Origin of the sequence: Curtobacterium sp. MCBD17_019, from assembly GCF_003234555.1 — a bacterium.
GTDB lineage: Bacteria > Actinomycetota > Actinomycetes > Actinomycetales > Microbacteriaceae > Curtobacterium.
The window spans coordinates 1-23,600 of sequence record NZ_QKTT01000002.1 but is presented as its reverse complement, the minus strand read 5'-3'; the positions used below and the strand labels follow the sequence as shown (position 1 = coordinate 23,600).

Annotated in this window: 25 protein-coding genes; 9 read left to right on the top strand and 16 right to left on the bottom strand. The window is 74.3% G+C overall.

What is annotated here, in order from left to right:
* Positions 1-3: 3 nt before the first annotated feature.
* Positions 4-879 (top strand): hypothetical protein, encoded by an 876-nt coding sequence (locus DEI82_RS02025; protein WP_111035639.1) that lies wholly within the window; start codon positions 4-6, stop codon positions 877-879.
* 13 nt (positions 880-892) lie between these two features.
* Here DEI82_RS02025 and DEI82_RS02020 read toward each other — a convergent pair whose 3' ends face one another.
* Positions 893-1,702, bottom strand: coding sequence for a DUF4184 family protein (locus DEI82_RS02020; protein WP_181435069.1), 810 nt, complete (start codon positions 1,700-1,702; stop codon positions 893-895).
* Between the two features lie 156 nt (positions 1,703-1,858).
* On the opposite strand from DEI82_RS02020, the gene DEI82_RS16095 reads away from it, so the two are divergent.
* On the top strand, positions 1,859-2,377 hold the full coding sequence (locus DEI82_RS16095; protein ID WP_111011239.1) for a hypothetical protein: 519 nt from the start codon (positions 1,859-1,861) through the stop codon (positions 2,375-2,377).
* Positions 2,378-2,516: 139 nt separating this feature from the next.
* Here the strand turns inward: DEI82_RS16095 and DEI82_RS02010 are convergent, their stop codons facing one another.
* The 3 genes from DEI82_RS02010 to DEI82_RS02000 form a co-directional block, all read right to left on the bottom strand.
* Positions 2,517-3,296, bottom strand: a complete 780-nt coding sequence (locus tag DEI82_RS02010; protein WP_111011240.1) for a DNA-formamidopyrimidine glycosylase family protein — start codon at positions 3,294-3,296, stop codon at positions 2,517-2,519.
* The gene (locus DEI82_RS02005; RefSeq protein WP_111035636.1) at positions 3,289-7,974 is read right to left on the bottom strand and encodes an ATP-dependent helicase; all 4,686 of its coding nucleotides are present in this window, start codon (positions 7,972-7,974) and stop codon (positions 3,289-3,291) included. The genes DEI82_RS02010 and DEI82_RS02005 overlap by 8 nt, the downstream gene beginning before the upstream one ends.
* Positions 7,975-8,277: 303 nt before the next feature.
* Positions 8,278-8,607 (bottom strand): ATP-dependent DNA ligase, encoded by a 330-nt coding sequence (locus DEI82_RS02000; protein ID WP_111035635.1) that lies wholly within the window; start codon positions 8,605-8,607, stop codon positions 8,278-8,280.
* Positions 8,608-8,783: 176 nt separating this feature from the next.
* Between DEI82_RS02000 and DEI82_RS01995 the strand changes: the two genes are divergently transcribed.
* Together DEI82_RS01995 and DEI82_RS01990 are read left to right on the top strand one after the other, a co-directional pair.
* Positions 8,784-9,449 carry a PadR family transcriptional regulator gene (locus tag DEI82_RS01995; RefSeq protein ID WP_258371909.1) on the top strand — a complete coding sequence of 222 codons (666 nt, stop codon included), beginning with the start codon at positions 8,784-8,786 and terminating at the stop codon, positions 9,447-9,449.
* A 122-nt stretch (positions 9,450-9,571) separates the two neighbouring features.
* Positions 9,572-10,114 carry an NUDIX hydrolase family protein gene (locus DEI82_RS01990; RefSeq protein WP_111011244.1) on the top strand — a complete coding sequence of 181 codons (543 nt, stop codon included), beginning with the start codon at positions 9,572-9,574 and terminating at the stop codon, positions 10,112-10,114.
* 144 nt (positions 10,115-10,258) lie between these two features.
* On the opposite strand, the gene DEI82_RS01985 is transcribed toward DEI82_RS01990, so the two are convergent.
* The 6 genes from DEI82_RS01985 to DEI82_RS01960 all read right to left on the bottom strand — a co-directional run bounded on the left by DEI82_RS01985 (position 10,259) and on the right by DEI82_RS01960 (position 14,790).
* Positions 10,259-10,456: a CsbD family protein gene (locus DEI82_RS01985; RefSeq protein ID WP_111035633.1), complete on the bottom strand. Its 198-nt coding sequence runs from the start codon at positions 10,454-10,456 to the stop codon at positions 10,259-10,261.
* Positions 10,457-10,562: 106 nt separating this feature from the next.
* Positions 10,563-12,149, bottom strand: a complete 1,587-nt coding sequence (locus DEI82_RS01980) for a DEAD/DEAH box helicase (protein WP_111035810.1) — start codon at positions 12,147-12,149, stop codon at positions 10,563-10,565.
* 375 nt (positions 12,150-12,524) lie between these two features.
* The gene (locus tag DEI82_RS01975) at positions 12,525-12,893 is read right to left on the bottom strand and encodes a GntR family transcriptional regulator (RefSeq protein WP_258369875.1); all 369 of its coding nucleotides are present in this window, start codon (positions 12,891-12,893) and stop codon (positions 12,525-12,527) included.
* Positions 12,890-13,549, bottom strand: coding sequence for a DUF1684 domain-containing protein (locus DEI82_RS01970; RefSeq protein ID WP_258369876.1), 660 nt, complete (start codon positions 13,547-13,549; stop codon positions 12,890-12,892). Before DEI82_RS01970 ends, DEI82_RS01975 begins: the two co-directional genes overlap by 4 nt.
* A gap of 100 nt (positions 13,550-13,649) precedes the next feature.
* A complete protein-coding gene (locus tag DEI82_RS01965; RefSeq protein ID WP_146242800.1) occupies positions 13,650-14,141 on the bottom strand; it encodes a hypothetical protein in 492 nt (163 codons plus the stop codon).
* A 7-nt stretch (positions 14,142-14,148) separates the two neighbouring features.
* A complete protein-coding gene (locus DEI82_RS01960) occupies positions 14,149-14,790 on the bottom strand; it encodes a GNAT family N-acetyltransferase (protein WP_111012105.1) in 642 nt (213 codons plus the stop codon).
* A gap of 35 nt (positions 14,791-14,825) precedes the next feature.
* Here DEI82_RS01960 and DEI82_RS01955 point away from each other — a divergent pair, with 35 nt between their 5' ends.
* Positions 14,826-15,455 carry a hypothetical protein gene (locus DEI82_RS01955; protein WP_111011249.1) on the top strand — a complete coding sequence of 210 codons (630 nt, stop codon included), beginning with the start codon at positions 14,826-14,828 and terminating at the stop codon, positions 15,453-15,455.
* Positions 15,456-15,513: 58 nt separating this feature from the next.
* On the top strand, positions 15,514-15,816 hold the full coding sequence (locus DEI82_RS01950; RefSeq protein ID WP_111011250.1) for a DUF427 domain-containing protein: 303 nt from the start codon (positions 15,514-15,516) through the stop codon (positions 15,814-15,816).
* A 120-nt stretch (positions 15,817-15,936) separates the two neighbouring features.
* Here the strand turns inward: DEI82_RS01950 and DEI82_RS01945 are convergent, their stop codons facing one another.
* The 6 genes from DEI82_RS01945 to DEI82_RS01920 all read right to left on the bottom strand — a co-directional run bounded on the left by DEI82_RS01945 (position 15,937) and on the right by DEI82_RS01920 (position 20,846).
* A complete protein-coding gene (locus tag DEI82_RS01945) occupies positions 15,937-17,166 on the bottom strand; it encodes an Nramp family divalent metal transporter (RefSeq protein ID WP_111035631.1) in 1,230 nt (409 codons plus the stop codon).
* On the bottom strand, positions 17,163-17,852 hold the full coding sequence (locus DEI82_RS01940) for a CGNR zinc finger domain-containing protein (RefSeq protein WP_258368739.1): 690 nt from the start codon (positions 17,850-17,852) through the stop codon (positions 17,163-17,165). The genes DEI82_RS01945 and DEI82_RS01940 overlap by 4 nt, the downstream gene beginning before the upstream one ends.
* A 39-nt stretch (positions 17,853-17,891) precedes the next feature.
* Entirely contained in the window at positions 17,892-18,359 is a 468-nt protein-coding gene (locus DEI82_RS01935; RefSeq protein WP_111035630.1) for a SprT-like domain-containing protein, read from the bottom strand.
* Complete coding sequence (locus DEI82_RS01930; RefSeq protein ID WP_111011253.1) at positions 18,356-19,054, bottom strand: tetratricopeptide repeat protein; 699 nt, start codon at positions 19,052-19,054, stop codon at positions 18,356-18,358. The genes DEI82_RS01935 and DEI82_RS01930 overlap by 4 nt, the downstream gene beginning before the upstream one ends.
* A 64-nt stretch (positions 19,055-19,118) precedes the next feature.
* Positions 19,119-19,913, bottom strand: coding sequence for a hypothetical protein (locus DEI82_RS01925; RefSeq protein WP_111035629.1), 795 nt, complete (start codon positions 19,911-19,913; stop codon positions 19,119-19,121).
* Between the two features lie 93 nt (positions 19,914-20,006).
* Positions 20,007-20,846: a spermidine synthase gene (locus DEI82_RS01920; protein ID WP_111035628.1), complete on the bottom strand. Its 840-nt coding sequence runs from the start codon at positions 20,844-20,846 to the stop codon at positions 20,007-20,009.
* Between the two features lie 153 nt (positions 20,847-20,999).
* Between DEI82_RS01920 and DEI82_RS01915 the strand changes: the two genes are divergently transcribed.
* From DEI82_RS01915 to DEI82_RS01905, 3 genes are read left to right on the top strand one after another with little or no spacing between them, the layout of a single operon-like run.
* Positions 21,000-21,500 carry a hypothetical protein gene (locus tag DEI82_RS01915; RefSeq protein ID WP_111011256.1) on the top strand — a complete coding sequence of 167 codons (501 nt, stop codon included), beginning with the start codon at positions 21,000-21,002 and terminating at the stop codon, positions 21,498-21,500.
* Between the two features lie 7 nt (positions 21,501-21,507).
* A complete protein-coding gene (locus DEI82_RS01910; protein ID WP_111035627.1) occupies positions 21,508-22,797 on the top strand; it encodes a histidine kinase in 1,290 nt (429 codons plus the stop codon).
* The gene (locus tag DEI82_RS01905; RefSeq protein ID WP_111035626.1) at positions 22,794-23,543 is read left to right on the top strand and encodes a response regulator transcription factor; all 750 of its coding nucleotides are present in this window, start codon (positions 22,794-22,796) and stop codon (positions 23,541-23,543) included. The genes DEI82_RS01910 and DEI82_RS01905 overlap by 4 nt, the downstream gene beginning before the upstream one ends.
* Positions 23,544-23,600 lie beyond the last annotated feature (57 nt).

Genomic DNA, 23,600 nt, shown 5'->3' with positions numbered 1-23,600 from the left:
CGGATGACGACCCCTCCGCGCCTCGGTCTGCTCCTCGACGTCGACGGTCCGATCGCCAGTCCGGTGTCGCGGACGATCGCCATCCCGTCCATCGTCGAGGACCTCGTGGCACTGGCGGCCCAGGGGATCCCGGTCGTGTTCAACACCGGCCGCAGCGACGCGTTCATCCGCGAGCAGGTCGTCGGGCCGTTGCTCGCCGGTGGTCTCGCGCCCGGTGGTCGGGTGCACGCCGTGTGCGAGAAGGGCGCGGTCTGGTGCTCGATCGACCCGCGGTTCGACGGCGGGATGAGCGCGATCGAGGTCGCCGAGGACCTCGCGCTCCCGGTGGACTTCGCCGACGAGATGCGCGCCCTCGTCGCCGACACCTTCGCCGACGTCGTGTTCTACGACGAGACGAAGCGGGCGATGGTCTCGATCGAGCAGCGGGTCGACGTCCCGAGTGCGACGTTCCTGGCCCGGCAGCCCGACCTCGACGCCCGCGCGATGGACGCCCTCGTCCGCCGCGGGTACGGGGTGCGGCGACTCGACGACGTCCGCCCGGCCGACGACGGCAGCGTCACCTGGCGCATCGACCCGACGATCATCTCCACCGACATCGAGTCCGCCCGCACCGGCAAGGACATGGGAGCGGAGCGTGCGCTCGAGCTCCTGGCCGGCGACGGCGCCCTGCCCACGACCTGGCGCACGGTCGGTGACTCCCGGAGCGACTACGCCATGGCGGACTGGCTGCACGAGCACGGGCACGACGTCGCGCACGTGGACGTCCGCCCGGCTGACGGTGTGCCCGAGACCCCGTACCCGGTCCTCACCGCGCCCGACGGTGTCATCCACGACGAGGCGGGAGCCCGGTTCCTGCGCACCTGGGTCACGGCCCCCTGACGAGTCCGCCCGGTCACCGGCCGCGGGGCACGACCCGCTCCGGCGCCCGTCCCACGCGCACCAGCGCGAGGCCGACGGCCGTCAGGACGAGCAGCACGGCGCACACCCGCACGGCCAGGATCGCGGCCCAGCCGAGCACGCCCTCCGCGCTCGATCCGACCAGGAGGAGCGGGGCAGCTCCGACGATCGTCACCAGCCCCGCGACCGCCAGCAGTGCGACGCGCAGGCCGCGCGCGATCCCGGCGGCCAGGCGCCGGGGACGCGGCACCGTGGGCGTCCGGCGCAACCAGAGCACGAACGCGACGGCGAGCACGAGCATCCCGCCCACCGAACACGTGTTCTGCACCAGGTCGTACACGGGGTGGCCGTGGATCGACGCACGGAGGACCGCGATCCGCGCGACCGACCACCCGTGCCGGTGGGTGAACGAGTCCCACGCGACGTGGCTGTAGACGCCGGCGATCACGGTGGCGAGCACCAGCGCCAGCCGACCCACCCGCGCGGCGGGCGTCCGGGACCGGAAGGCGGACCACGCACTCGTCGGGTCGTCCCAGGACGCAGGCAGTCGGTCGTGCACCGACCGGGGTTGGATCGCGGTGAACGCCCATCGGAGCCCGAAGGTCCACGCGGCCAGGGCGATGAGTGCGACCGGCGTGGACACCGTCAGCGCGCCGAGTGCCGAGTGCGTCACCCCGTACGCGGGCAGCTCCGGGACGAAGAGCACCGCGTCCGGTGCCATGGCACCGACGGCGAGGGCCGCTGCGGGGATCCGGGTCCCGCGGAACGGCAGCGCCACGATCGTGTGGCTGACGGTGAACGGCATGCGCGGATGATGGCACACCGGCACCGGGAGGAACCGGGCCGAGGTTGCGCGACACCCGTGGATGAGCCGCGACGTCGAACCGTCGGGGGACAGACACGCTGAGCGGACTCCCGGAAATGGGAGCCCGGGCAGGAGCGCGCGGGTACGGTCCGGGCCATGAGGACCACGAAGATCACGAGCGCGGCCATCGTGGCCGTCGCGTCTGCACTCCTGCTCACCGGCTGTCACACCGCGGGCACCGGGGGCGCGCAGAACCAGGATCCCGTCGGCAAGGTCCCCGGCTCCCAGCAGCAGCAGACGAACCCCGCGCAGCGCAACGGGTCGAAGTGCCCGGTCGCGAACGTCGACGTCGTCGAGCAGATCAACCACGCGCTCGGCACCCATGACGACATCGACTTCGCCGACACGTGGAAGACCACGGGGGGCTGGTACATCGGTGCCTCGGTGGCGCCGACGAACGGCCAGGACGACCCGAACGAGGACGAGGTCGCCGTCTGGGTGACGACGAAGAACCCGACCATGGCGAAGGGGCAGACCTTCGACGGCACGATCTACGCCGTGAACGCCGCAGCACGCAACGGCTCGTCGTCGCCGAACGCACCCGCGGGCTTCACCGCGTCGTCGTCGGACGCGAAGACCGTGATCAGCTGCATCGTCGAGGACATCGACCACTGATCCACGCGGGTCCGCCCGCGCAACGACTCTGAGCGCCGCGGCCGGCCACGAGCCCCGCGGCGCTCAGTGCTGTCCGCGGCGCTCGGTGCTGTCCGCGGCGCTCGGTGCTGTCCGCGGCGCTCGGTGCTGTCCGCGGGGTTCAGTGCTGACACCGCGGACACCAGTAGGTGTCCCGCAGCGAGAGCGCGTCCTCGCCGAGCGTGCCGTACCGGATCCGCGTGCCGCAGCGGAGGCACGGCTTGCCGTCGCGCCCGTAGACCCAGAATCGCTGCCCCGGCCGGGTGTTCCCCGTCGTGACGCGGTTGGAGCGGTCGCGGTTCGCCACGATGAGCCGTTCCGCGAGCGCCACCATGCGCGTCGGGTCGCTGACCTCGCCGACGGGCCGCGTCGGCAGCACCCCGCGGAGGAAACACAACTCGTTCCGGTAGACGTTGCCGAGCCCGGCCATGACCCGCTGGTCGAGCAGCGCGAGGCCGATCGGCCGTGCGGGGTCCGCGACGAGGTTCGCCTCGGCGCGCGCCGGGTCCCAGTCCGGCCCGAGCAGGTCCGGGCCGAGGTGCCCGACGATCGTGTCCTCGTGCTCGCGGGGGACGATCTCGAGCACACCGAGGGTGAACCCCACGGTGGAGACGCCCTCGGCGTCGAGGACGGCGCGTGCCTGGTGTGCAGGGCGCCGCCAACGGTCACCCGGCGCGTAGACGTCCCACCGGCCCTCCATCTTGAGGTGCGAGTGGACGGTGACGTCGCCGATGCGGTGCAGGATGTGCTTGCCGCGCGGGACGACCTCGTCGACCACGCGCCCGGTCAGGTCGACGGTCGCGAACGCCGGTACCCGGAAGTCGGTGCGCGTCAGGACCTTGCCGGCCAGGGCCGCGTGCAGCTTGTGGGCCGCGCGGTAGACGGTGTCGCCCTCAGGCACGGAGTCGCAGTCCCTGTGGCGTGGCGGTGAACCCGGCGTCGCGCAGCAGGTCTCCGAGCGGCGTCTCGAGCACGAAGGTCCCGTCGACGCGCTCGACGGCGAGGCGCCCGAGCCCACGGCGCACCGTCGCGGCGATGGACTGCGCGGCGGCGGCGAGCACGGGTTCGTCCGGGGTGAACGTCAGCACGCTCTTGCCGCCCCGCTCGACGTACACGGCGAGGCGGCCGTCGACGATCGTGACGAGTGCACCGGTCTTGCGCCCCGGCCGGTGTCCGCGCGAGCCGTCCTCGTCCGTGTCGCCCGCCGGCCAGGGCAGCGCCGCCCCGAACGGGTTGGCGGGATCGGTCGCGGCGAGGGTGATCGCCACGCGGCGGCGCTCCGGGTCCGCCTCGGCGGCGTCGATGTCCTGGCTGTACGTGCGGAGTCGGTCGACGGTGGGCCCGGTCGCGAACTGCGCCGCGCCGAGGCCCTCGACGAAGTAGCCGCGACGGGCACGCCCGGTCTCCTCGAACCGGGCGAGCACGCGGTACACGCCGGCGAACCCGCCTCGGACGCCCTCGACCTGCACGGCACCGCGGGTGACGACGCCGTGCCGCTCGAGCAGCTGTTCGGCGAGTGCGGCCGCGCGGACGGTCTGGTCGGGCTCGGCGAGGGGGAGGAGCGACCACCGGCCGCCGACGGTCGGCGGCCCGGACTGTGCGGGCAGGGTCGGTCGTCGTCGGCCACGGTAGGCGCGCGTTCGGGGCGCGGCGGCCCGGGTGCGACCGCCGATCACGGACCGGAGCGGCGCGAAGGTGTCGTTCGTGATCTGCCCGGCCCACACGAGGTCCCACAGCGCCGTCGCGAGGGCCTGGTCGTCCGTGCTGCCGACGGACTGTGCCAGCTGCCGGAAGAAGTACGCGCCGCCACCCGCCAGCGCCCCGAGCACGTCGCGCTGCAGCTCGGTGGTGTCCGCGCCGGACGGTTCGGCGAGCGTCGTCGAGGCCGTGTCCGCCAGGTGCAGGCGCACCCAGCCGTCGTTCCCCGGCAGCGACCCGCCGCCGGACCACAGGACCTCCCCGGTCGCGGTCAGCTCGTCGAGCATCGCGGGTGTGTAGTCGACCACGCGGCTCGGCAGCACCAGGGACTCCCACGCGGACGCCGGGACCGCGACGCCGGACAGCTGGTCGACGACCTGCAGCACGCCGTCGACGCCGCGAAGGCCCCCACGGGTCTCGGGTGTGTGCACGTGCTGCCACGCGGGCAGGAACCGGGCGAGCGCGTCGGCGGACACCGGTTCGACCTCGTGCCGGAGCGCGGCGAGCGACCGCGTCCGGATGCGCCGGAGGACCTCGGCGTCGCACCACTCGGCACCCTGACGGTCCGGGCGGAACTCGCCCTCGACGACGCGCCGGTCCGCGACGAGGCGCCGCAGGACGTCCGTGACCACCGCGACCCCGAGGCCGAGGTGGGTGGCGGCCTCGCCAGCCGCGAACGGCCCGTGGCTCCGTGCGTACCGGCCGACGAGGTCGCCGAGGGGGTCGGCGACCGGCTCGACGAACGCCGTCGGCACGCCGATCGGCAGGGCCACCCCGAGGGCGTCACGGAGGCGCGAGGCGTCCTCGATCACGGACCACCGCTGCTCGCCCCGGAACGTGAAGCCGAGGAGTCGGCGGTCCCGCTCCAGGTCCGTGAGGGTCGTGGTCATCGTCGCCCGGGCCTCCGCGGCGGCGGACTCGGACGTGGCGGCGCCGTCGGCGAGCCAGCTCCGGGCCACGCACTCGTCGAGGTCGAGCGGTCCCACGAGGCGGAGCACGTCGACGAGCCCCTCGGCGTCGCGCGCGCGGCGGTCGGGTGACAGCCGCTGCAGGTCCGCCTCGACGCTCGCGAGCACGCCCGGGTCGAGGAGCTCCCGCAGCTCTGCGCGACCGAGCAGTTCGCCGAGCAGGGTGGCGTCGAGCGACAGCGCCGCGGCCCGACGCTCGGCGAGGGGCGAGTCCCCCTCGTACATGAACGCCGCGACGTACCCGAACAGCAGGGAGCGTGCGAACGGCGACGGCTGCTCGGTCTGGGTCTCCACGATGCGGATGGACCGACGGGCGATGTCGTCGGCGATGCCGAGGAGGGCGGGCACGTCGTAGACGTCCTGCAGGACCTCGCGCACGGTCTCGAGGATGATCGGGAACGTCGGGAACTTGCGCGCGACGTCGAGCAGTTGCGACGCCCGCTGGCGCTGCTGCCAGAGCGGCGACCGTCGGCCCGGGTCACGGCGCGGCAACAGGAGCGCGCGAGCGGCGCACTCGCGGAACCGCGCGGCGAACAGCGCGGAGCCCCCGACCTCGTCCGTCACCAACGCGTCGAGGTCGTCGCGCTCGAACACGAACAGCTCGGAGCCGGGAGGCTCGGCGTCGGTCTCCGGGATCCGCACGACCACGCCGTCGTCGCTGGCCATCGCGCCGCCGTCGATCCCGTACCGCTCGCGCAGGCGCGCCCCGACCGCGAGTGCCCACGGTGCGTGGACCTGCATGCCGAACGGCGAGTGCAGGATCATCCGCCAGTCGCCGAGTTCGTCCCGGAAGCGCTCGACCACGAGCGTCGTGTCGGTCGGCACGTGCCCGGTCGCCTCGCGTTGCTCCCGGATGAACGTCAGGAGGTTCGTCACGGCGCGGTCGTCCAGCCCGCTGCCCGACACCCGGGCCCGGGCGTCGTCCGGCGCGGCCGTGTCGAGCTCGCGCACGTACGCGCCCATCGCCCGGCCGAGCTCGGCGGGGCGGCCGATGCCGTCGCCCTTCCAGAACGGGACGCGTCCGGGCTGGCCGAACGCGGGACTGACGAGCACGCGGTCGTGCGTGATGTCCTCGATCCGCCAACTCGTCGCCCCGAGGGCGAAGACGTCCCCGACGCGGGACTCGTAGACCATCTCCTCGTCGAGCTCGCCGACGCGCGATGCCTTCTCGCCGACCATGAACACGCCGAACAGACCGCGGTCCGGGATCGTGCCACCGCTCGTCACGGCGAGGCGTTGGGCACCCGGACGCCCGGTCATCGTGCCGTGCACGCGGTCCCAGACGAGCCGGGGGCGCAGCTCGGCGAACTCGTCGCTCGGATAGCGCCCGCTCACGAGGTCGAGGGTCGCCTCGAACGCGGAGCGCGGCAGGCCGCTGAACGGAGCACTCCGCCGCACGAGCTCGAACCAGTGCTCGACGTCGACCTCGTCGAGCGCGACGGCGGCCACGGTCTGTTGGGCGAGGACGTCGAGGGGGTTCGCCGGTACCGCGATGGACTCGATGGCGCCCTCGACCATGCGCTCGACGGTGACCGCACTGTGCACGAGGTCGGCGCGGTGCTTCGGGAACAGGACGCCCCGCGAGACCTCGCCGACCTGGTGTCCCGCCCGGCCGACACGCTGCAGGCCGCTCGCGACCGAGGGTGGTGCCTCGACCTGGACGACGAGGTCGACCTCGCCCATGTCGATCCCGAGCTCGAGGGAACTCGTCGCCACGACGCACCGCAGGCGCCCCGACTTCAGGTCGTCCTCGATGATCGCGCGCTGGTCCTTGGACACGGAGCCGTGGTGGGCGCGGGCCAGGACGGGGACGGCGTCGTCCGTCGTCGCGCCGCCGCCACCGGCCGTCTGTCCGGAGCCGCCGATGAGCTGTGCGGGCGGTCGTCGCGGTGTCGCGCGTCCGTCGTCCGAGCCGGGTCCGTGCTCGGCGGCCTCCCCGGCGTCCGCGGCGACGGCGACCAGGGCCTCCTCGGGGGCGCCGACCAGCCCGAGCCGTTCCTCGTGGATCTCGTTGAGCCGTGCCGTGAGCCGCTCCGCCAGGCGCCGCGAGTTCGCGAACACGATGGTCGACCGGTGGGCCTCGACGAGGTCGACCACGGCCTCCTCGACGTGGGGCCAGATCGAGCCGTTCGTCGGCGTGGCCGTCGGGTCGTCACCCGCGGCGGGCTGCCCGAGTTCGGCCATGTCCTCGACCGGGACGACCACGCGCAGGTCGAACGTCTTCTGGGCGGGCGGCGCGATGATCTCGACGGGAGCCCGACCACCGAGGAACCGTGCGACCTCTTCTGCCGGGCGGACCGTGGCCGACAGGCCGATCCGCTGCACCGGACGCTCGAGCAGGTCGTCGAGGCGCTCGAGGCTCAGGGCGAGGTGCGCGCCCCGCTTCGACGCCGCGACGGCGTGGACCTCGTCGATGATGACGGTGTCCACGTTCCGCAGGGTGTCCCGGGCCGAGGACGTGAGCATGAGGTAGAGCGACTCGGGCGTCGTGATGAGGACGTCGGGCGGCGTCCGCTGCAGCAGGCGACGGTCGGCCGTGGGGGTGTCCCCGCTCCGCACGCCGACGGTGACGTCCGGTGGCTCGAGTCCCAGACGCTTCGCCGTCTGCGTGATGCCGACGAGCGGGCTGCGGAGGTTGCGCTCGACGTCGACGCCGAGCGCCTTGAGCGGGGACACGTACAGCACGCGGGTCCGTGCCCGCGGATCGGGCTGCTCGGGCGCCGTGATGAGCCGGTCGATCGACCACAGGAACGCCGCGAGGGTCTTGCCGGACCCGGTCGGCGCGACGACGAGGGCGTGGCGCCCGGTCGAGACGGCGTCCCACGCGCCGGTCTGCGCGGCCGTGGGCGCGGTGAACGCCCCGCGGAACCACGCGGCAGTGGGCGGCGAGAAGCGGTCGAGCACGTCGGTCATGTGCGGCCCATCATGCCCGCGACGCCCGACATCCGGCCGGGAGGCCCGACCCCGCCCACGTGCTCCGACTCGCCTCCGGACGGAGCCCGGCCGGTCCCGGCGCGGAGCGCCCCTGAACCCGGCTCCCCGTGCCGGCACCCGCCCCGGCTCCTCGTCGACGGACGACGGCGACGACGCATGAGACATCGTCAACGCATTGCACGATACGGCAGGGCGCGAGGTCTCGCATCCCCTCGACCCGTCGCCAGGCCGTCGCTCCACGCCGCGCGTCACGCCGTGGCCGGGGCTGGCGGACAGCGCGCTTCAGCCGTCGTCGCCGCCGGCCCCGTCCCCGTCGCTCGGCTCCGGCACCAGGTGCAGCCCCTGCGCCGAGTTCGCGGTGGCGGTGAGCGCTGCGACCCACGCCCGGTTGAGCGAGGGTGGCCGTGACCCGAAGTACTTGAAGTACAGCGGGATGGACGGGTCGATCCACACGCTGCTCCGGCCGTCCCCGACCGAGGAGTCGTCGCGCCACGAGAACAGGAAGCTCTCGCGTCGCCGGAGCTTGGCGATGATCACGACGCTGAGGTGCGCGAGCGTGCGGTCGTCGAATCCGATCTCGACCACGTTCACGCCGTACACGAGCTTGCCCATGGCGTCTCCCTCCGGTGACCGACCGTCGGGATCGGTGGCGGTCCCGTGCCGCTCAGGATGCTCGCTCGGCCGGAAATCCACCCCAGGCTTGACGGTCCGCACGCTAACGACATATCGTTGACACATCGCGATACCGCGATGAACGCGACATGAACAGGAGGTCGACCATGCGATCCATGCATGACGACGAACACGGCCACGACGGCCACCACCAGGGCCGCAGAGGCCCCTGGGCCGCACGCTTCGGCGGCGCCCGGGAACACCACCAGCACGGCGGCGGCCGCGGCCGAGGCGGCGCGGGAGCGCCGTTCGGACCCGGCGGCTTCGGACCCGGCCGCTTCGGTCCCGGCTTCGCGCCCGGCTTCGGCTTCGGGCGAGAGGGCCGGCGCGCACGCCGTGGCGACGTCCGCCTGGCCGTCCTCGGACTGCTCGCGGACGGCGCCGAGAACGGCGAGCCGTACAACGGCTACGGCCTCATCCGCGCGATCGCCGAGCGGACGGGAGGGAACTGGCGTCCGAGTCCGGGGTCGGTCTACCCGACCCTCCAACAGCTCGTCGACGAGGGACTGGTGCGGGCCGTGGGCACCGACGGGCGGAGCACCTACGAGCTGACCGACGCCGGCCGGGCCGAGGTCGAGGCGCGCACCGCCGACATCGCTCGCGCCTGGGAGACGAGCCCGAGCGGTGTCTCGGACACCCAGCGCGCGTTCGCCGAGGGGCTGCAGAAGCTCTTCGGGGTCGTGCACTTCTACCGCTCCGGAGCGTCGGAGGCGCAGCTGGCCGCGGCGCGGGACAAGATCGACCAACTCCGCCGCGAGCTGCTCCAGATCCTCGCGGAGTGAGCCGGCGCCACGGGTCCGATCCGCGAACCCGACCCGGACCGGCGGCGGTGACCGACCGCGTGCACACCGTGCCACGCGTGCCGGTCGCCGCCGTCGCTCGTCCTGCCTGGTAAGAACGGACCATGGCCTCGTTGCGCACTCCCGACCCCGACTCCGGCTGGCTGTCCGACGAGGAGCTCGCGTCGATCCGGCGCCGACTCCCCATCTGCTACGTCGAGGCGCTGCCCGTCCGCACCGACGGACTCGGTGTCGTGACGGAGGTCGGCGTCCTCCTCCGGGTCAGCCCGAGCGGATCGATCGCGCGCACGCTCGTGTCGGGCCGCGTGATGTACGGGGAGTCCCTGCGGAGCGCGCTGTTCCGTCACCTCGAGAAGGACCTCGGTGCCATGGCGTTCCCGCAGCTGCCCGCGAGCCCGACGCCGTTCACGGTCGCCGAGTACTTCCCGCTGCCCGGCGCGTCGGTGTACACGGACGACCGGCAGCACGCGATCTCGCTCGCCTACGTGGTGCCCGTGACCGGCACGTGCGAACCCCGCCAGGACGCCCTCGAGCTCACGTGGATGACCCCGATCGAGGCGGCGAGTGACGCGGTGGCGGCCGAGATGGAGGGTGGCCGCGGCTCCCTGCTCCGCGCCGGGCTGGCGTCGGTCGGCGCCCTCATGTGACCAGGGGTCAACACCCCCACACCACCGACACCCGCGACCGCTGCCGTCGCCCCAGCTCGGGGACGACGAACGGCTCGGGAACGACGAACGGCCCCGACGATCATCGATCGTCGGGGCCGCTCGCAGCCGTTCTCCGGCTTGGTCCTACTTGTCCTTGAAGCTGTCCGCGACACCGTGCGCGGCGTCCTTGACGTCCGTCACACCCTGCTTCGCGGAGCCCTTGGCCTGGTCGGTCTGGCCCTCGGTCTTCAACCGGTCGTTGCCGGTCGCGTCGCCGAACGCCTCCTTGGCCTTGCCGAGGAGCTTCTCGCCGTTGTTCTTCATGTCTTCCGTGCCTGCCATGGGCTCTCCTTCCGTCGGGGACGGTTGCCGTCCGGGCCACGTCGTGACCAGGACGCCGCTCACCGTACGCGGATGGGAGGACGTGCTCCCAGCGGGTTGCCAGCGATCAGTCGCGCGCGGATCCGGCCGGACGGGAGGCCCGGCGCGAGCCCGTCCGGCGGGCCGGCTTCTCGTCGTGCCACGGCTGGGCGGGCCGCCCCGTCTCGGACGAGTACACCGCGGCCGAGCCGCCACGCGTCACGGAGGACTGTGCGCGGCGACCGCCGCCGGACGTGTGGCCGGTCGACCGCGAGCCGGCCTGGCCGCCACGGCGGGGCTCGCCGCGACGCGCGTCCGAACGGTGCCCGGCCTCGTCACCGGAACGGGCCCCGGCGGACCGCTGCGGACCTCCCGATCGACCCTGCGTCGGTTCCCCGGTGGCGGTGCCCTGCCCGGTCCCGCGACCGCCGCGGCGACGGCGACGCCCGGCGCCCTCGGTGGCCGAGGCGGCCACCGCGTCGGCGACGGAGCGCGTGGCGCGCTGCGGCTGGCGCTGCGTGGGCGCGGCCTCCGCGACGTGGCGGATCGGAGCGACGTCCCCGACGAGCTCGGTGACCGCGGCGGACCGTGCGGTCACCTGCTGCGGGCGCGCGCCGATCGACGCCTTCTTGAGCATCTGCGCGACGTCGCGGCGCTGCTCGGGGAGCACGACCGTCACGACGTCACCGGCGGACCCGGCACGGGCGGTGCGGCCCGAGCGGTGCAGGTACGCCTTGTGCTCGGTCGGCGGGTCGACGTGCACGACGAGCTCGACACCGTCGACGTGGACACCGCGTGCGGCGACGTCGGTGGCGACGAGGACGAGCGCGTCACCCGATGCGAAGCGCGCGAGGTTGCGATCCCGCTGCGGCTGCGACAGGTTGCCCTGCAGGTCGACGGCGGGGATCCCGGCCGCGGTCAGCGACTTCGCGAGGCGCTTGGCGTGGTGCTTCGTGCGCATGAACATGATGCGACGGCCCGAGCCCGAGGCGAGCACCTGGACGAGGTCCTTCTTGTCGTCGGCCCCGGACACCTCGAAGATGTGGTGCGTCATCTGGTCGACGTGCGACGAGGCGTCGTCGACGGAGTGCATGACGGGGGAGTGCAGGAACTGCTTGACGAGCTTGTCCACGCCGTTGTCGAGCGTGGCGCTGAAGAGCAGTCGCTGACCATCGGCCGGGGTGGCCTTCATGATCCGCGTGACAACGGGCAGGAACCCGAGGTCCGCCATGTGGTCGGCCTCGTCGAGGACGGTCGCCTCGATGCCGTCGAGCTTGACGTGCCCCTGCTTCATGAGGTCGTCGAGTCGGCCTGGGCAGGCCACGACGATGTCGACCCCGCGCGAGACGGCATCGACCTGACGGCCCTGGGAGACACCGCCGAAGATCACGGTGGTGTTGAGGCCCATCGCCTGGGCGAGCGGGGCGAGCACGGCGTCGATCTGGGTCGCGAGCTCTCGGGTCGGCGCGAGGACGAGCGCGCGGGGGTGGCCGCTCCGGCGACGGCGCTGGTCGCCGGCGAGCCGGGCCACGAGCGGGATCGAGAACGCGAGGGTCTTGCCGGAGCCCGTGCGGCCGCGGCCGAGGACGTCCTTGCCGGCGAGGGTGTCGGGCAGCGTGTCGACCTGGATCGGGAACGCGCCGGTCTTGCCCTGCGCGGTCAGGACGTCGACCATGGCGGTCGGGACGCCGAGTTCGGCGAACGAGGTGGTGGGGGCGTCCGTGTCGGTGGACGCGGGAACGGTGGAGTCGGAGGTCACGAGGGCCTTTCGGATGCGCACGGCCGACGGCCATGCGGAGCGGGACGCCGGCGCGGACGCGCGGGCGGGTTCGCCGCAGTGAGCCAGGCACGGCCCTCCGTTCTGGAGGCCCGGTGCACGATACGCATCGGTCCGGCCGACCATGTGGCCGGGGACCGGGAGAGTCTCGGGGGCGTCGTACGACGCACGAGGCAGTGGAACGCCTCGAGTGCCCCCATCATATCGCCGTCGGCACCGGAGGGCCAGGGCGACGGGTGTCGGACCGCTTCGGACGGGTGCGCGCTCGGCGCGTCAGGCCTGCCAGCGGTCCCGCAGCGCCGCCACCGTCTGGTCGAACGACAGGCCGTCGTGGCGGGCCTGCTCGGCGAGGACCCGAGCGGCGGCGTCGACCGCCTCGGGCACGGCGGCAGGCCGGACCACGCGGGTCCCACCGCCGCGCGCCGTCGTGACGAGACCGGCCTCCTCGAGCAGCCCGTAGGCCTTGGCGACGGTGCCGGGCGCGAGCCGGAGTTCGCCCGCGAGGCCGCGCACGCTCGGCAGGCGCTCACCGTCGACCAGGTAGCCGGCGGCGATCTGCGCGGCGATCTGCGAGCGGACCTGTTCGTACGGCGGGACCCGTCCGCCGGCGTCGATCGCGACGAGGTGCCCGGTGCCGCTCACCGCACGTCCTCCGCCGCCACCACGCCGGAGCGCTCGCCCACGGGGATCGGGACGGGGACGGTGTTGCCGGGCGGCGCGAGGGGGCACGCCCATGCCGGGTCGTAGGCGCACGACGGGTTGTACGCGAAGTTGAGGTCGACCACGAGGGAGTCAGGGGTGCCACCGAGGTCCGCGCCCTTGATCGTGTCGAGCAGGTAGCGACCGCCGCCGTACGTGCCCCCGGGGCGTCCCGCGTCGGCGTCCTTGACGGGCACGAACAGCCCACCGCCGTACCCGGCGTGCGCCCAGACGTCGAGCGGTCCGACGTCGGGGACCCGGACCAGGCCGACGCGGTCGAAGGCGACGATCCCGTCGGTGCCGGTCGGGACGTCGAGGTGCGCGGGCTCGGTCGGCTCGACGGCGAGCTCGAACCGCCAGGCGGGGTCGTACGCCGCCACGGGCAGCCCGGTGAACCCCACGGTGTCCTCGGGGAGGAGCGGGCTGGCGGGGTGCTCCGCGAACATCGCGTCGCGTCCGGCCCGCCACAGCGCGTGCGCCTCGGCCGGGTCCCCGACCGCACGGACCCGGCGGTACAGGTCGAAGGTGCTGCGCCGCCAGTCGATCGTGGCGAAGGTGGCGGCGGTCGTCTCGTCCACGGCGGTGCTCGCGTCGGTCACGGGAGCGAGGGTACGCCCGTCGGCGATCCGGTGCCCTCCGTCGTCCACAGGGCGCACCGGCCGCGCCCGGCTCTGGTCGGCGTCTCCGGAGGACGGGGGATCAGACGCGGGATCGGCCGCGCGCCGCCCAGGTCGGCGCGAGCATCCGCATGCGCAGGCCGCGCCACTGCCACACCACCCACATGCCCGGCCACAGCGCGACGCCGAGCCCCCACGGCCGCGTGCGGTACACGAGCCGATCGTGCAGCAGGGTCCGTCCGTCCGCGGTCGCCGTGGCCGCCATCCGGTGCCGGATCGTCATGCGCGCGAACAGGCCGGAGATCCCGCCGCCGACGTCGCGCTGCACGGGGACGCCGTCGACCTCGTACCGCTCGAGGTGCACGTGGGTCGCACCGCTCGGCAGCACGCCGAACGCGTCCGCCCGGACCCGGTGGGGTTCGTCGGGGGTCCACCGCTCCGGGAACCCACCCGGTTCGAGCGACCGGTACACCAGCAGGGGGCGGGTCACGGCGACCATCACGGCGGGGTCGAGCAGGGCCTCCCGGACCGTGGCGACCGGGGCGTCCAGCACCACGCGGAGTCCGACGTGCACGGTTGCCTCAGGCGTGCCGGCCGGCGTGCCGACCCTCGTGGCGGCTGCCCGCGCGGCGGTCGTGGGCGGCGAGCCGCTCACGCAGACCGAGCCGGACCGTGGGCCACTCGTCGTCGGTGATCGAGTAGACGACGGTGTCGCGTCGACTGCCGTCCGGCCCGAGCCGGTGGTTGCGGAGGACGCCGTCGAGCTTCGCGCCGAGCCCCTCGATCGCGGCACGCGACTGCCGGTTGTGCCAGTGCGTGCGGAACTCGACCGCGATGCACTCCCAGACGTCGAATGCGTGGGACAGCATGAGCAGCTTCGCCTCGGGGTTGACGCCCGTGCGCTGCGCCGAGCGCGCCAGGAACGTCGCGCCGATCTCCACGTGCCGGTTCAGCTCGTCGACGTCGAGGAACGTGGTCGCCCCGACGACCCGACCCGTCGGACGGTCACGGATGGCGAACGGGACCATCGTGCCCGCCGCGTGCTCGGCCAGCCGACGGTCGATCTCGCCCTCGACCTCGGCCGGGCGGGGCACGGACGTGTACCAGGTGCGCCAGAGGTCCCCGTCCGCCACCACGGCCCGCAGGTCGTCGGCGTGCTCGTGTCCGAGCGGCTCGAGCGTGACGCGGTCGCCGATGAGGGTCGGGATCGGGTCGATGTCCATGCGGCGATGTTAGTCGTCGCGGCTACAGTGACGGGGTGCACGAGCGTGGACAGACGAAGTACCAGGTCCGGTTCGGGTGGGGCGCCGCGGGCGCGGGTCGCATCGCCGCCGACGCCCACGTGCTCGTGTGGGTCGACGTCCTCCCGACATCGGAGGTCCGGGCCGTCCTGCCGCTCCTCCCCGCGGGCCCCGAGGTCGTGCACGCGGGACTCGCGGACGCGGACCTCGTGGCGGAGCGGGTGCTGGGCCTCCAGGCCGCACTCGGTGACCGGTGCGTCGTCGCCGTGGTCGGCGCCGGTGTCGACGACGACGCGACGGCCGGCGGTGCGGCGCCGTCGCTCGAGGACGCCGGGGAGGCCGTGGCCGATCCCGCCGGCGCACCCGAGCCCGCCGTCGAGGACCTCCTCGCCGCCGGCGCGGTGGTCGACGCGCTCGCCGCTCGGGGCATCGACCACACGTCGCCCGAGGCCGCCGCGGCCTGCGCCGCGTACACGGGCCTGCGGCGTGCCGTCCGGCACCTCCTGACGGCGTCGGTGAGCGCGACGATGCTCGACGCGGTCGGCCGTCACGACCTGGTGGAGGCGGCGCTCGCCGCCCCCGCGACGCTGCGGACCCTGCGCGCCGGGGGCGCCGGCGGCGGACGGGAACACGGTCGCCGCGGGTAGCGTTCCATAACGGGAACGCGGTCGCCCGGGCCGCGGACCGATCGACCCAGGAGGAACCATGAAGGCCGTCGCCAACGGCACCGTGATCGCCGAGGCCCCGCAGGAGGACCTCATCCAGATCGAGGGGAACTGGTACTTCCCGCCGGCGAGCGTGCGGACCGACCTGCTCGAGGAGTCGGACACGCCGTACCACTGCCCGTGGAAGGGCGACACCCAGTACTTCACGGTCCACGCCGGCGACCAGGTCCTGCCCGACCGCGCGTGGTCGTACCCGGACCCGATCCCGTCGTCGTTCGACCGCGTCGGCAAGGACTACAGCGGCTACGTCGCGTTCTGGAAGGAAGTCCAGGTCACCGACTGACCTGACGCGTGCCCCGCGGCCGGATCCGGGACGTCCCGGGTCCGGCCGCGCTGCGTCCGGGGACGGGGGCCGGAGGCCTGCCTGCGGGCCACCTCGGACGGCCGGCAGGGGCGCGCGGGCTCAGCCGTGCAGCGTCAGCCAGATGAGCGCGACGTTGAGCGCGACGATGACGACCGCGATCACCGACGCGAGCACCCGCGTCCCGATCGCGTTGACGTCCGGCCCCATGAGGCTCCGGCGGGACGTGTACGCGACGAGCGGCACGACGGCGAACGCGATGCCGAAGCTGAGGACCACCTGGCTCACCACGAGCAGGACGGTCGGGTCGACCGCGACCGCGAGGAGCGCCAGGGCGGGCACGAGCGTCAGGAGGCGCCGGAGCAGCAGCGGGATCCGGACGTGCAGCAGGCCCCGCATGATCTCCGCCCCGGCCATGCAGCCCACCGAGGTCGACGCCAACCCCGACGCGAGGAGCCCGACCGCGAACAGCACGCCCACGACCGGACCCAGGTGTGCCGTGATCGCGCGCTGGGCACCGGCGATCGTGTCGGTGCCCCCGACCCCCTGCAGTGTCGCGGCCGCCAGGACGAGCATCGCGACGTTGACCCCGCCCGCGACGACGAGCGCGAGCCCGACGTCCCAGCGGGTGGCGCGGAGCACCCGCCGGCGCTCGGTGCCCGGCGCGGCCGCCGCGTGCCGGTCCCGGCTCAGCGCGGAGTGCAGGTAGACGGCGTGCGGCATGACCGTCGCGCCGAGCATCGACGCCGCGAGCACGACCGACCCCGAGCCCTCGAACCGCGGCACGAGTCCCGCGAGCATCGCCGACGGTGACGGATCGGTGAACACGAGGCCGGCGCAGAACCCCACGGTGAGCACGGCGAGCATGCCCGAGACGACGACCTCGAACGTCCGGGCGCCCCGGCGGGACTGCACGGCGAGCACGACGACCGACACGATCCCCGTGACGACCCCGCCGACGAACAGCGGGAGCCCGAACAGCAGGTGGAGCGCCAGTGCGCCGCCGATCACCTCGGCGACGTCGGTGGCCGCCGCGACGACCTCGGCCTGGGCCCAGAACAGCAGTCGCGCCGGGCGGCGCATGTGCGCGCCGAGCACCTCGGGCAGTGAGCGACCCGTCACGATGCCGAGCTTCGCCGACAGGTACTGCACGACCACCGCGCTCGCGTTCGCCGCGACGAGCACCCAGAGCAGCAGGTACCCGTAGCGCGCGCCGGCGGTGAGGTTCGCGGCGACGTTCCCCGGGTCGACGTACGCGATCGCCGCGACGAACGCGGGCCCGAGGAGTGCGAGACCGCCCGCCCGCCGACGTTCCGGCCGCGGGTCGGTCACCGTGCTGCGACGCGCGCGCGGTGCGCGCGGACCTTCTCGCGGTTGCCGCACCGTTGCATCGAGCACCACCGCCGGGTGCCACCGCGCGACCCGTCGTGGAACACGAGTCCGCAGTCGGCGGCCGCGCAGCGGCTCAGCCGACCAGCGTGGTCTCCCTCGACGCCGTCGAACCCGACCTCGGTGAACAGCGCGACCGCGTCACGCGCGATGCTCGACAGGGCCTGCGCGAGTCGGACGCGGTTCGCACCGGCGCGACGACGCCCTCCGGCGAGGGTCGGCGGGACGTCGGGCAGGGCGGCGAACAGGTTGACGGTGTCGATGTCGTCCGGGCGCGGTCGGACCGGGCCGGCGGGTGCGCGGAGGCCCGCGGCCACGACGCTGCCGCCGGCCGTGACGACGGGCGGTGGTGCCGCGGCCACCGCGAGGCGGGCGATCGCGCCCCGGAGCTCGCGCGCGTCGTGCAGCTCACGCTCGCCGGCGCCGACGTCCACCGGTTCGGTGTGCTCGGACAACCACTGGTCGAGGTCGGCGGGCGTCGCGAGCAGTTCGCCGAGGTGCGCCCGCGGCCGGAGTCCGTCCGGGTCGTCGGCGAAGCCGCCCGTGTGGGCGAAGTCGAGCGCGATCCGGCCCGCGTCGAAGAACCACGTCCCGCCGGACTCGGTCCTGATCTGTTGCCCGGTGTGCACGGACACCACGCTAGTCGGTTACGTCGCAGCCGGTTCAGATCAAGCTGCGCGCTCGGGTGTGCGGCGCTGCCAGGTGATCCCGTGCCGGGGGTCGTATCGCCGCGAGCACCGCGCGCACGCCATCGGGCGGTTCGGGGTGCGGTACCGGAAGTGCTCGTGGCCGGCCGGGCACGTCCCGACCCACGGCGCGAGTTCGCTCGCGATGGGCCCGTCGTGCAAGCGCGAGCCGACGTACCCGATGGCCCCCGCTGCCCGTCGCCATGCCGGACCGTGGCCGGCGCGGGCACCCGCGAGCGCGTGGGCGACCTCGTGCAGGAGCACCTGCCGGACCTCGTCATCGGTCGAGCGCAGGGTGATGTACCGGCTGACGGTGATGCGGCGGCGGCCGAAGTCGCACTGCCCGGCGCGGGTCTTCGCGTTGTCGAGGTCGAACGACCAGCTCCCGGGTTCCAGGTGGGCGTCCATGACCGCGGCGGCGATCTGCCGGACGCGGTCGAGGTCGCTCACCGGGGCAGGTCCCTCCTCGCCGCGGCGGCACGCACGGCGTCGGCTGGATCCGAGCGTCGCGAGGACGAGGGGTTCTGCAGGTGGGCACGCATCGCTTCCTCCACCGCGGCCTTGAGCGCGCTCGTCCGCTCCGGTGATGCCCCCGCGGCACGGAAGGCGTCGTGGGCGCGGTTGAGTGCGGCGCGGGCCTCCTCGTAGCGGTTCAGTTCGTACAGCGACCAGCCCTCGAGCTCGGCGGCGGCACCCTCGAGCTCGTACCACTCCTCGATCGCGGCGGTGCCCCGGGCGGTCGAGGCCTCGGTCACCGCGCGCTCGAACCGGCCGAGGTCGTGCAGCACGTGCGCGCGTCGGATGCGGGCGGACACTCCGTCGGCGCGGTCACCCGTGAAGAGAGCGAGGCGGAACCCCTCCTCGGCCACGGTGAGGGCCTCGTCGAGCCGACCGAGCAGCCGGAGCAGTTCGGCCCGCTCGGCGAGCGCTGCCGTGCTGCGGTTCTGGCCGAGGCGCTGCAGTCGCTCCTGCACGAGGGCGACGTCCACGGCGGGACGGAGGCTGATGGGCGCGAACGTGCTCCCGGGGCTGACTCCGGCGGTCCGCGGCCGCAGGTCCACCGGGTCGGTGTCCCGGGGGCGTCGGTCCGCGCGCGGGTCCCGGGGGCCGGTCGGGCCGGTCGGGTCGGTCGGGAGGGGGCACATCAGGAACGAGGGTAGCCCCGTCGACCTGCGTGCGGGGTGCACTGCGCCCGCTCGGCGGCGACCGTCATCGCGTCGCTGCGGCGACGACGGCCGTGTAGACCGCGCCGAAGGCGATCGGCCCGAGCACGGCGACGACCACCGCGATGATCCCGAACACGCGGCCGCGGTCCTTGGCGATCGCGATGATGCCCTGCACGAGGGCCCAGATCCCGAAGGCCGTGCCCACGAGGGCGAGGAGACCGCCCGTCGCGATCCCCGCGAGCACGGACGGGTCCTGGCGGATCTTCGCCTGGAGCTCCGACTGGTCGACCACGCCGCCACCGCTGCGGATCTGGTCGGCGAGGCCGGGGATGTGCGCCAGGCCCTGGCCGAAGACGATCCCGCCGACGATCCCGAGCGCGAGCGCCACGATGCCGGCGATGAGCGCGATCAGGCCGAGTCGACGGGACGGTCGCGCGCCGCCGGCGCTCGCCCACGCCGCGCTGCCGCCGGACGGCTGCCCGTAGGGGTGCTGCGCGTACGGCTGCCACTGCGGAGCGCCGTGCGGGGTGTCGCCCTGGTGCGGCTGGCCGTACTGGGGCTGGCCGTACTGCTGCCCGTCGTGCTGTTGGCCGTACTGCTGCCCGTCGTGCTGCTCGCCGTACCGGCGCTGCCCGTACTGCTGGCTGTCGTCCTGCTGGCCGTACCGGGGCTGGCCGTCCTGCGGTGCCGGGTCCTGCCGCTCGCCGTACCGGGGCTGCCCGTCCGGCTGCTCGCCGTACCGCGGCTGCCCGTCCCGCGGGGCCTCACCGTGTCGGTCGGCGTCGGGCTGCGGCAGGCGCTCCCCCCACCGGGGTGCGTCGCGGTCGTCGTTGCTCATGGCGGTTCCCCACTCGTCCGGGTCGGTGCGACGCCGGGGGCCCGGCGGCACTGCGCTCATCCTGGCAGGACCGGCGGCCCAGCGGCAGGGGACTCAGCGCCCGCTCGTGAACACGGACCGGTTCGGCTCCGGGGACCCGGTCGCGGTGTCGTCCGTCACGACGGCCGCACCGGCGATGAGCGCGGTGAGTTCGGCGCCGTGCACGACCTTGCTCGGGAGCGGGTCGGAAGCGAACCGTCGGGGCATGCCGGCGAACGGCAGTTCGGTCGGCGAGGCGAGGAGCACCACGTTCCCGAACCGCCGCCCCTTGAGCATCCCCGTGTCCGCCACGGCCGCCACGGAGGGCAGCACGGCCTGCAGCGTCGCGAGCTGCCCGCGCACGAACGCCAGGCCGGCACCGTCCGCCGCGTTCACCGCGATGATCCCGGTGGGCGACAGGAGCGCGGCGAGCTCCCGGTGGAACTCGATGCTCGTCACGTGGGCCGGCGTCGTCGAGCCGCTGAAGACGTCGACCACGGCGAGGTCGACCGTCCCGGCGAGTCCCGCGGGCAGCCGTTCGAGCACGGCGCGGGCGTCGCCGTACCGGACCCGGATGGACGCGTCGCGGGGCAGGGGCAGCTCCTTGCGCACCAGGTCGACGAGGTCCCGCTCGAGTTCGATCACCTGCTGGCGGGACCCCGGGCGGGTGGCCGCGACGTACCGTGGCAGCGTCAGCGCCCCGGCGCCGAGGTGCAGCGCGGTGATCGGCCCCGACGGCAGCAGGTCGATCGCGTGGCCGATCCGCCGCACGTACTCGAAGGCCAGGTGGGTGGGGTCCTCGAGGTCGACGTGCGACTGCGGGGTGCCGTCGACGACGAGCGTGTACGACCCCGGGCGGTGCCGGTCTGGCTCGATCACGGCGATGCCGGCACCGATGCGGATTGCGTCCTCCATGCCCCCATCCTCCGCCTTGCCCCGACGAGCACGATCACCACCCGCCTGCACCCCGGTCCCCACCCGGGGGTGGTGGGGCGTCCGCGACCCGATGACGAGGCTGGATCCCGGTGGTCACGGGAGCGTCCCGACCACCGGGAGGAGACCGTCGTCATGACGCTGCAGGCCATCGGGAACATCGCGCTCGGACTCGCGCTCGTCGCGTTCCTCATGTACCGCCAGACCACCTGGCGCCGCGTCGACCCGACCCGGGTCTGGCGGATGCCGGTCGTCCTGGCCGGCGTCGGCGTGCTCTCGCTCACGCACAGCGGCGTGACCCGCGTCGGCACGGTGGACGTCGCACTCCTCGTGGTCGAGCTCGTGCTGTCGGCCGCCGTCGGTGCGGTGATGGGCACGATGACGCGGTTCCGGACCGTGGACGCAGGTGGCCCCGGGCGGCCGTCGTCCCTGGAGGCGCGGAGCGGCTGGACCGGCGCGGCGCTCTGGCTCGTCCTCGTCCTGGTCCGCGTCGGGATCGACGTCCTCGGGTCGCAGCTCGGCGCCGTCCTGCTCACCTCGACCGGGGTGGTCCTGCTCGGCATCGCGGCGAACCGGGCCGCCCGCGCGTTCGTCATCGACCGCCGGATCCCGCGCGGACCCCTCGTCCGGGCATGATGGAGCGGTGAACAGCGTGGGCCGCCCCGGCACCGGTTCGACCGACGCCCTGCTGACGGACCGCAACGGAGTCGGCTCCGCACTCAACCTCGTCGGCGTGGTCGTCGTCGCGTGGTCGACGGCCCGGTCCTTCGCCGGCGCGGACGTGCCCGTGCTCGTCGTGGTCGCCACCGGGGTCGCCCTGCTCGCGTGGGCCGTGCGGCTGTTCCTGCCCGGACGTGCCGGCCCGGCCGTCGCCGCGGTCGTGATGGTCCTCCTCGCCGCACCGGGCGTCATGGCGTCCTCGGCCGCCCTCGTCGCACCGATCATGGTCGCGCTCGTCGTCCTCGGAGCGGACCTCGCGCTGCCGGTGTGGCTCGGACCGTCGCTCGCCGCGGTCGCGGCCGTCATCGTCGCGGTCGTGGCGGCCGTCGAGGGCGTCCCGGCACTGGTCCTGCTCGGCGTGCTCGCGGGCCTCGCGGTGGCGGTCCTCATCGGGGTCAGCCGGCGGCAGGCCCGGCTCGCCAGGCGCCGGGAGGAAGCGCTCGCACACCGCGTCGCCGAGGCCGAGGCCGAGCAGCAGCGGTCCGCGTTGCTCGCCGACCGGGCTCGGGTCGCCCGCGACGTCCACGACGTCCTCGCGCACGGACTCGGCGGACTCGTCCTCCAGCTCGACGCGGTCGAGGCCCTCCTCGAGGCCGGGCGGACGGCCGAGGGCACCGCCAAGGCCGCCGATGCCCGCCGTCTCGCCGCGGACAGCCTGGTGGAGGCCCGGCGTGCGGTCGCGGCGCTCCGCGATCCGGAGGGGAGGGACGGAGCCGCACCGTCCCTCCCCGCCGCGTCCGGCGCCGCCGCGACCCGCGCCACCGTGTCCGGCACCGAGTCCGGCGCCGCCACGTCCGGCCCTGTCGACGCCGGTGCCGCCGTGCCCGGTCCTGGCGCATCCGGCGGCGGGCTCGTGCCCCTCGTGGCCGCGCACCGCTCGTTCGGCGGCGCCGTGCTCACCGAGGGCGACCTCTCGCTGCGGGACCTCGACGACGCGCACCGCGCGGTCGTCGTCGCCGCGGCCCGGGAGGCCCTGAGCAACGCCCGCAGGCACGCGCCGGGTGCCACCGTGGAGCTCTCCGTCGTCCACGGTTCCGATGCCGTCGACGTGGTCGTCACGAACCCGCTCGCCAGCGGTGGCCACGGCCTGGTCGGCATGCGGGAGCGGTTCGCGGAGCTCGGCGACGGTTCGGCCGTCCGCGCCGATCGCACGGCGGGGGAGTTCGTCGTGTCGATGCACGTGCCCCACGTGGACGGCGGCCCGCGCTCGTGACCCCGATCCGCGTCCTCGTCGCCGACGACCAGGCGATCGTCCGCGACGGGCTCGTGACGGTCCTGTCGCTCCTGCCCGACGTCGAGGTCGTCGGCGAGGCCGCCGACGGCGCCGCGGCACTCGCGCTCGTGGCGACGGAACGCCCCGACGTCGTCCTCATGGACCTCCGGATGCCCGGGGTCGACGGCGCGACGGCGACCGCGGCGATCCAGCGCGAGCACCCCGGGGTCCGTGTCCTCGTGCTCACGACCTTCGCGGACGACGCCTCGATCGTCACCGCGCTCCGTGCCGGGGCCCGCGGGTACCTGACGAAGGACGCGGGTCGAGCCGAACTCGCGGCAGCGGTCCGAGCCGTGGCGAGTGGGCAGACCACCCTGGACGCGTCGGTGGCGGCGCTCCTCGTGGCGAACCTGCCGGACGCGACCGAGCCGACGACGGGTCTCCCGGCACCGGCGGCGCAGCGGGCGACGGGCGCCGCGGATCCGGGGACCCACCCCCTGGCAGCGCCCTCGCGAGCGGCGGACCCGGCGACACCCGGGGCGCTCCGCACCCGCTGGCCGACGCTCACCCCGCGCGAGGCGGACGTGCTCGCGGCGATCGCGGCGGGTCGCACGAACCCGGAGATCGCCAGCGCGCTGTTCCTGACGGTCCCGACCGTGAAGTCGTACGTGAACCAGGTGTTCGCCAAGCTCGGCGTCCGCACCCGGGCCGAGGCGGTCGCGGTCGTCCTGTCCCCGCGCTCCTGACACCCCTCCGGCCCCTCCCACCCGAGCCGTCCCCCGGTGCGGAGCGTAGCCTCCGCT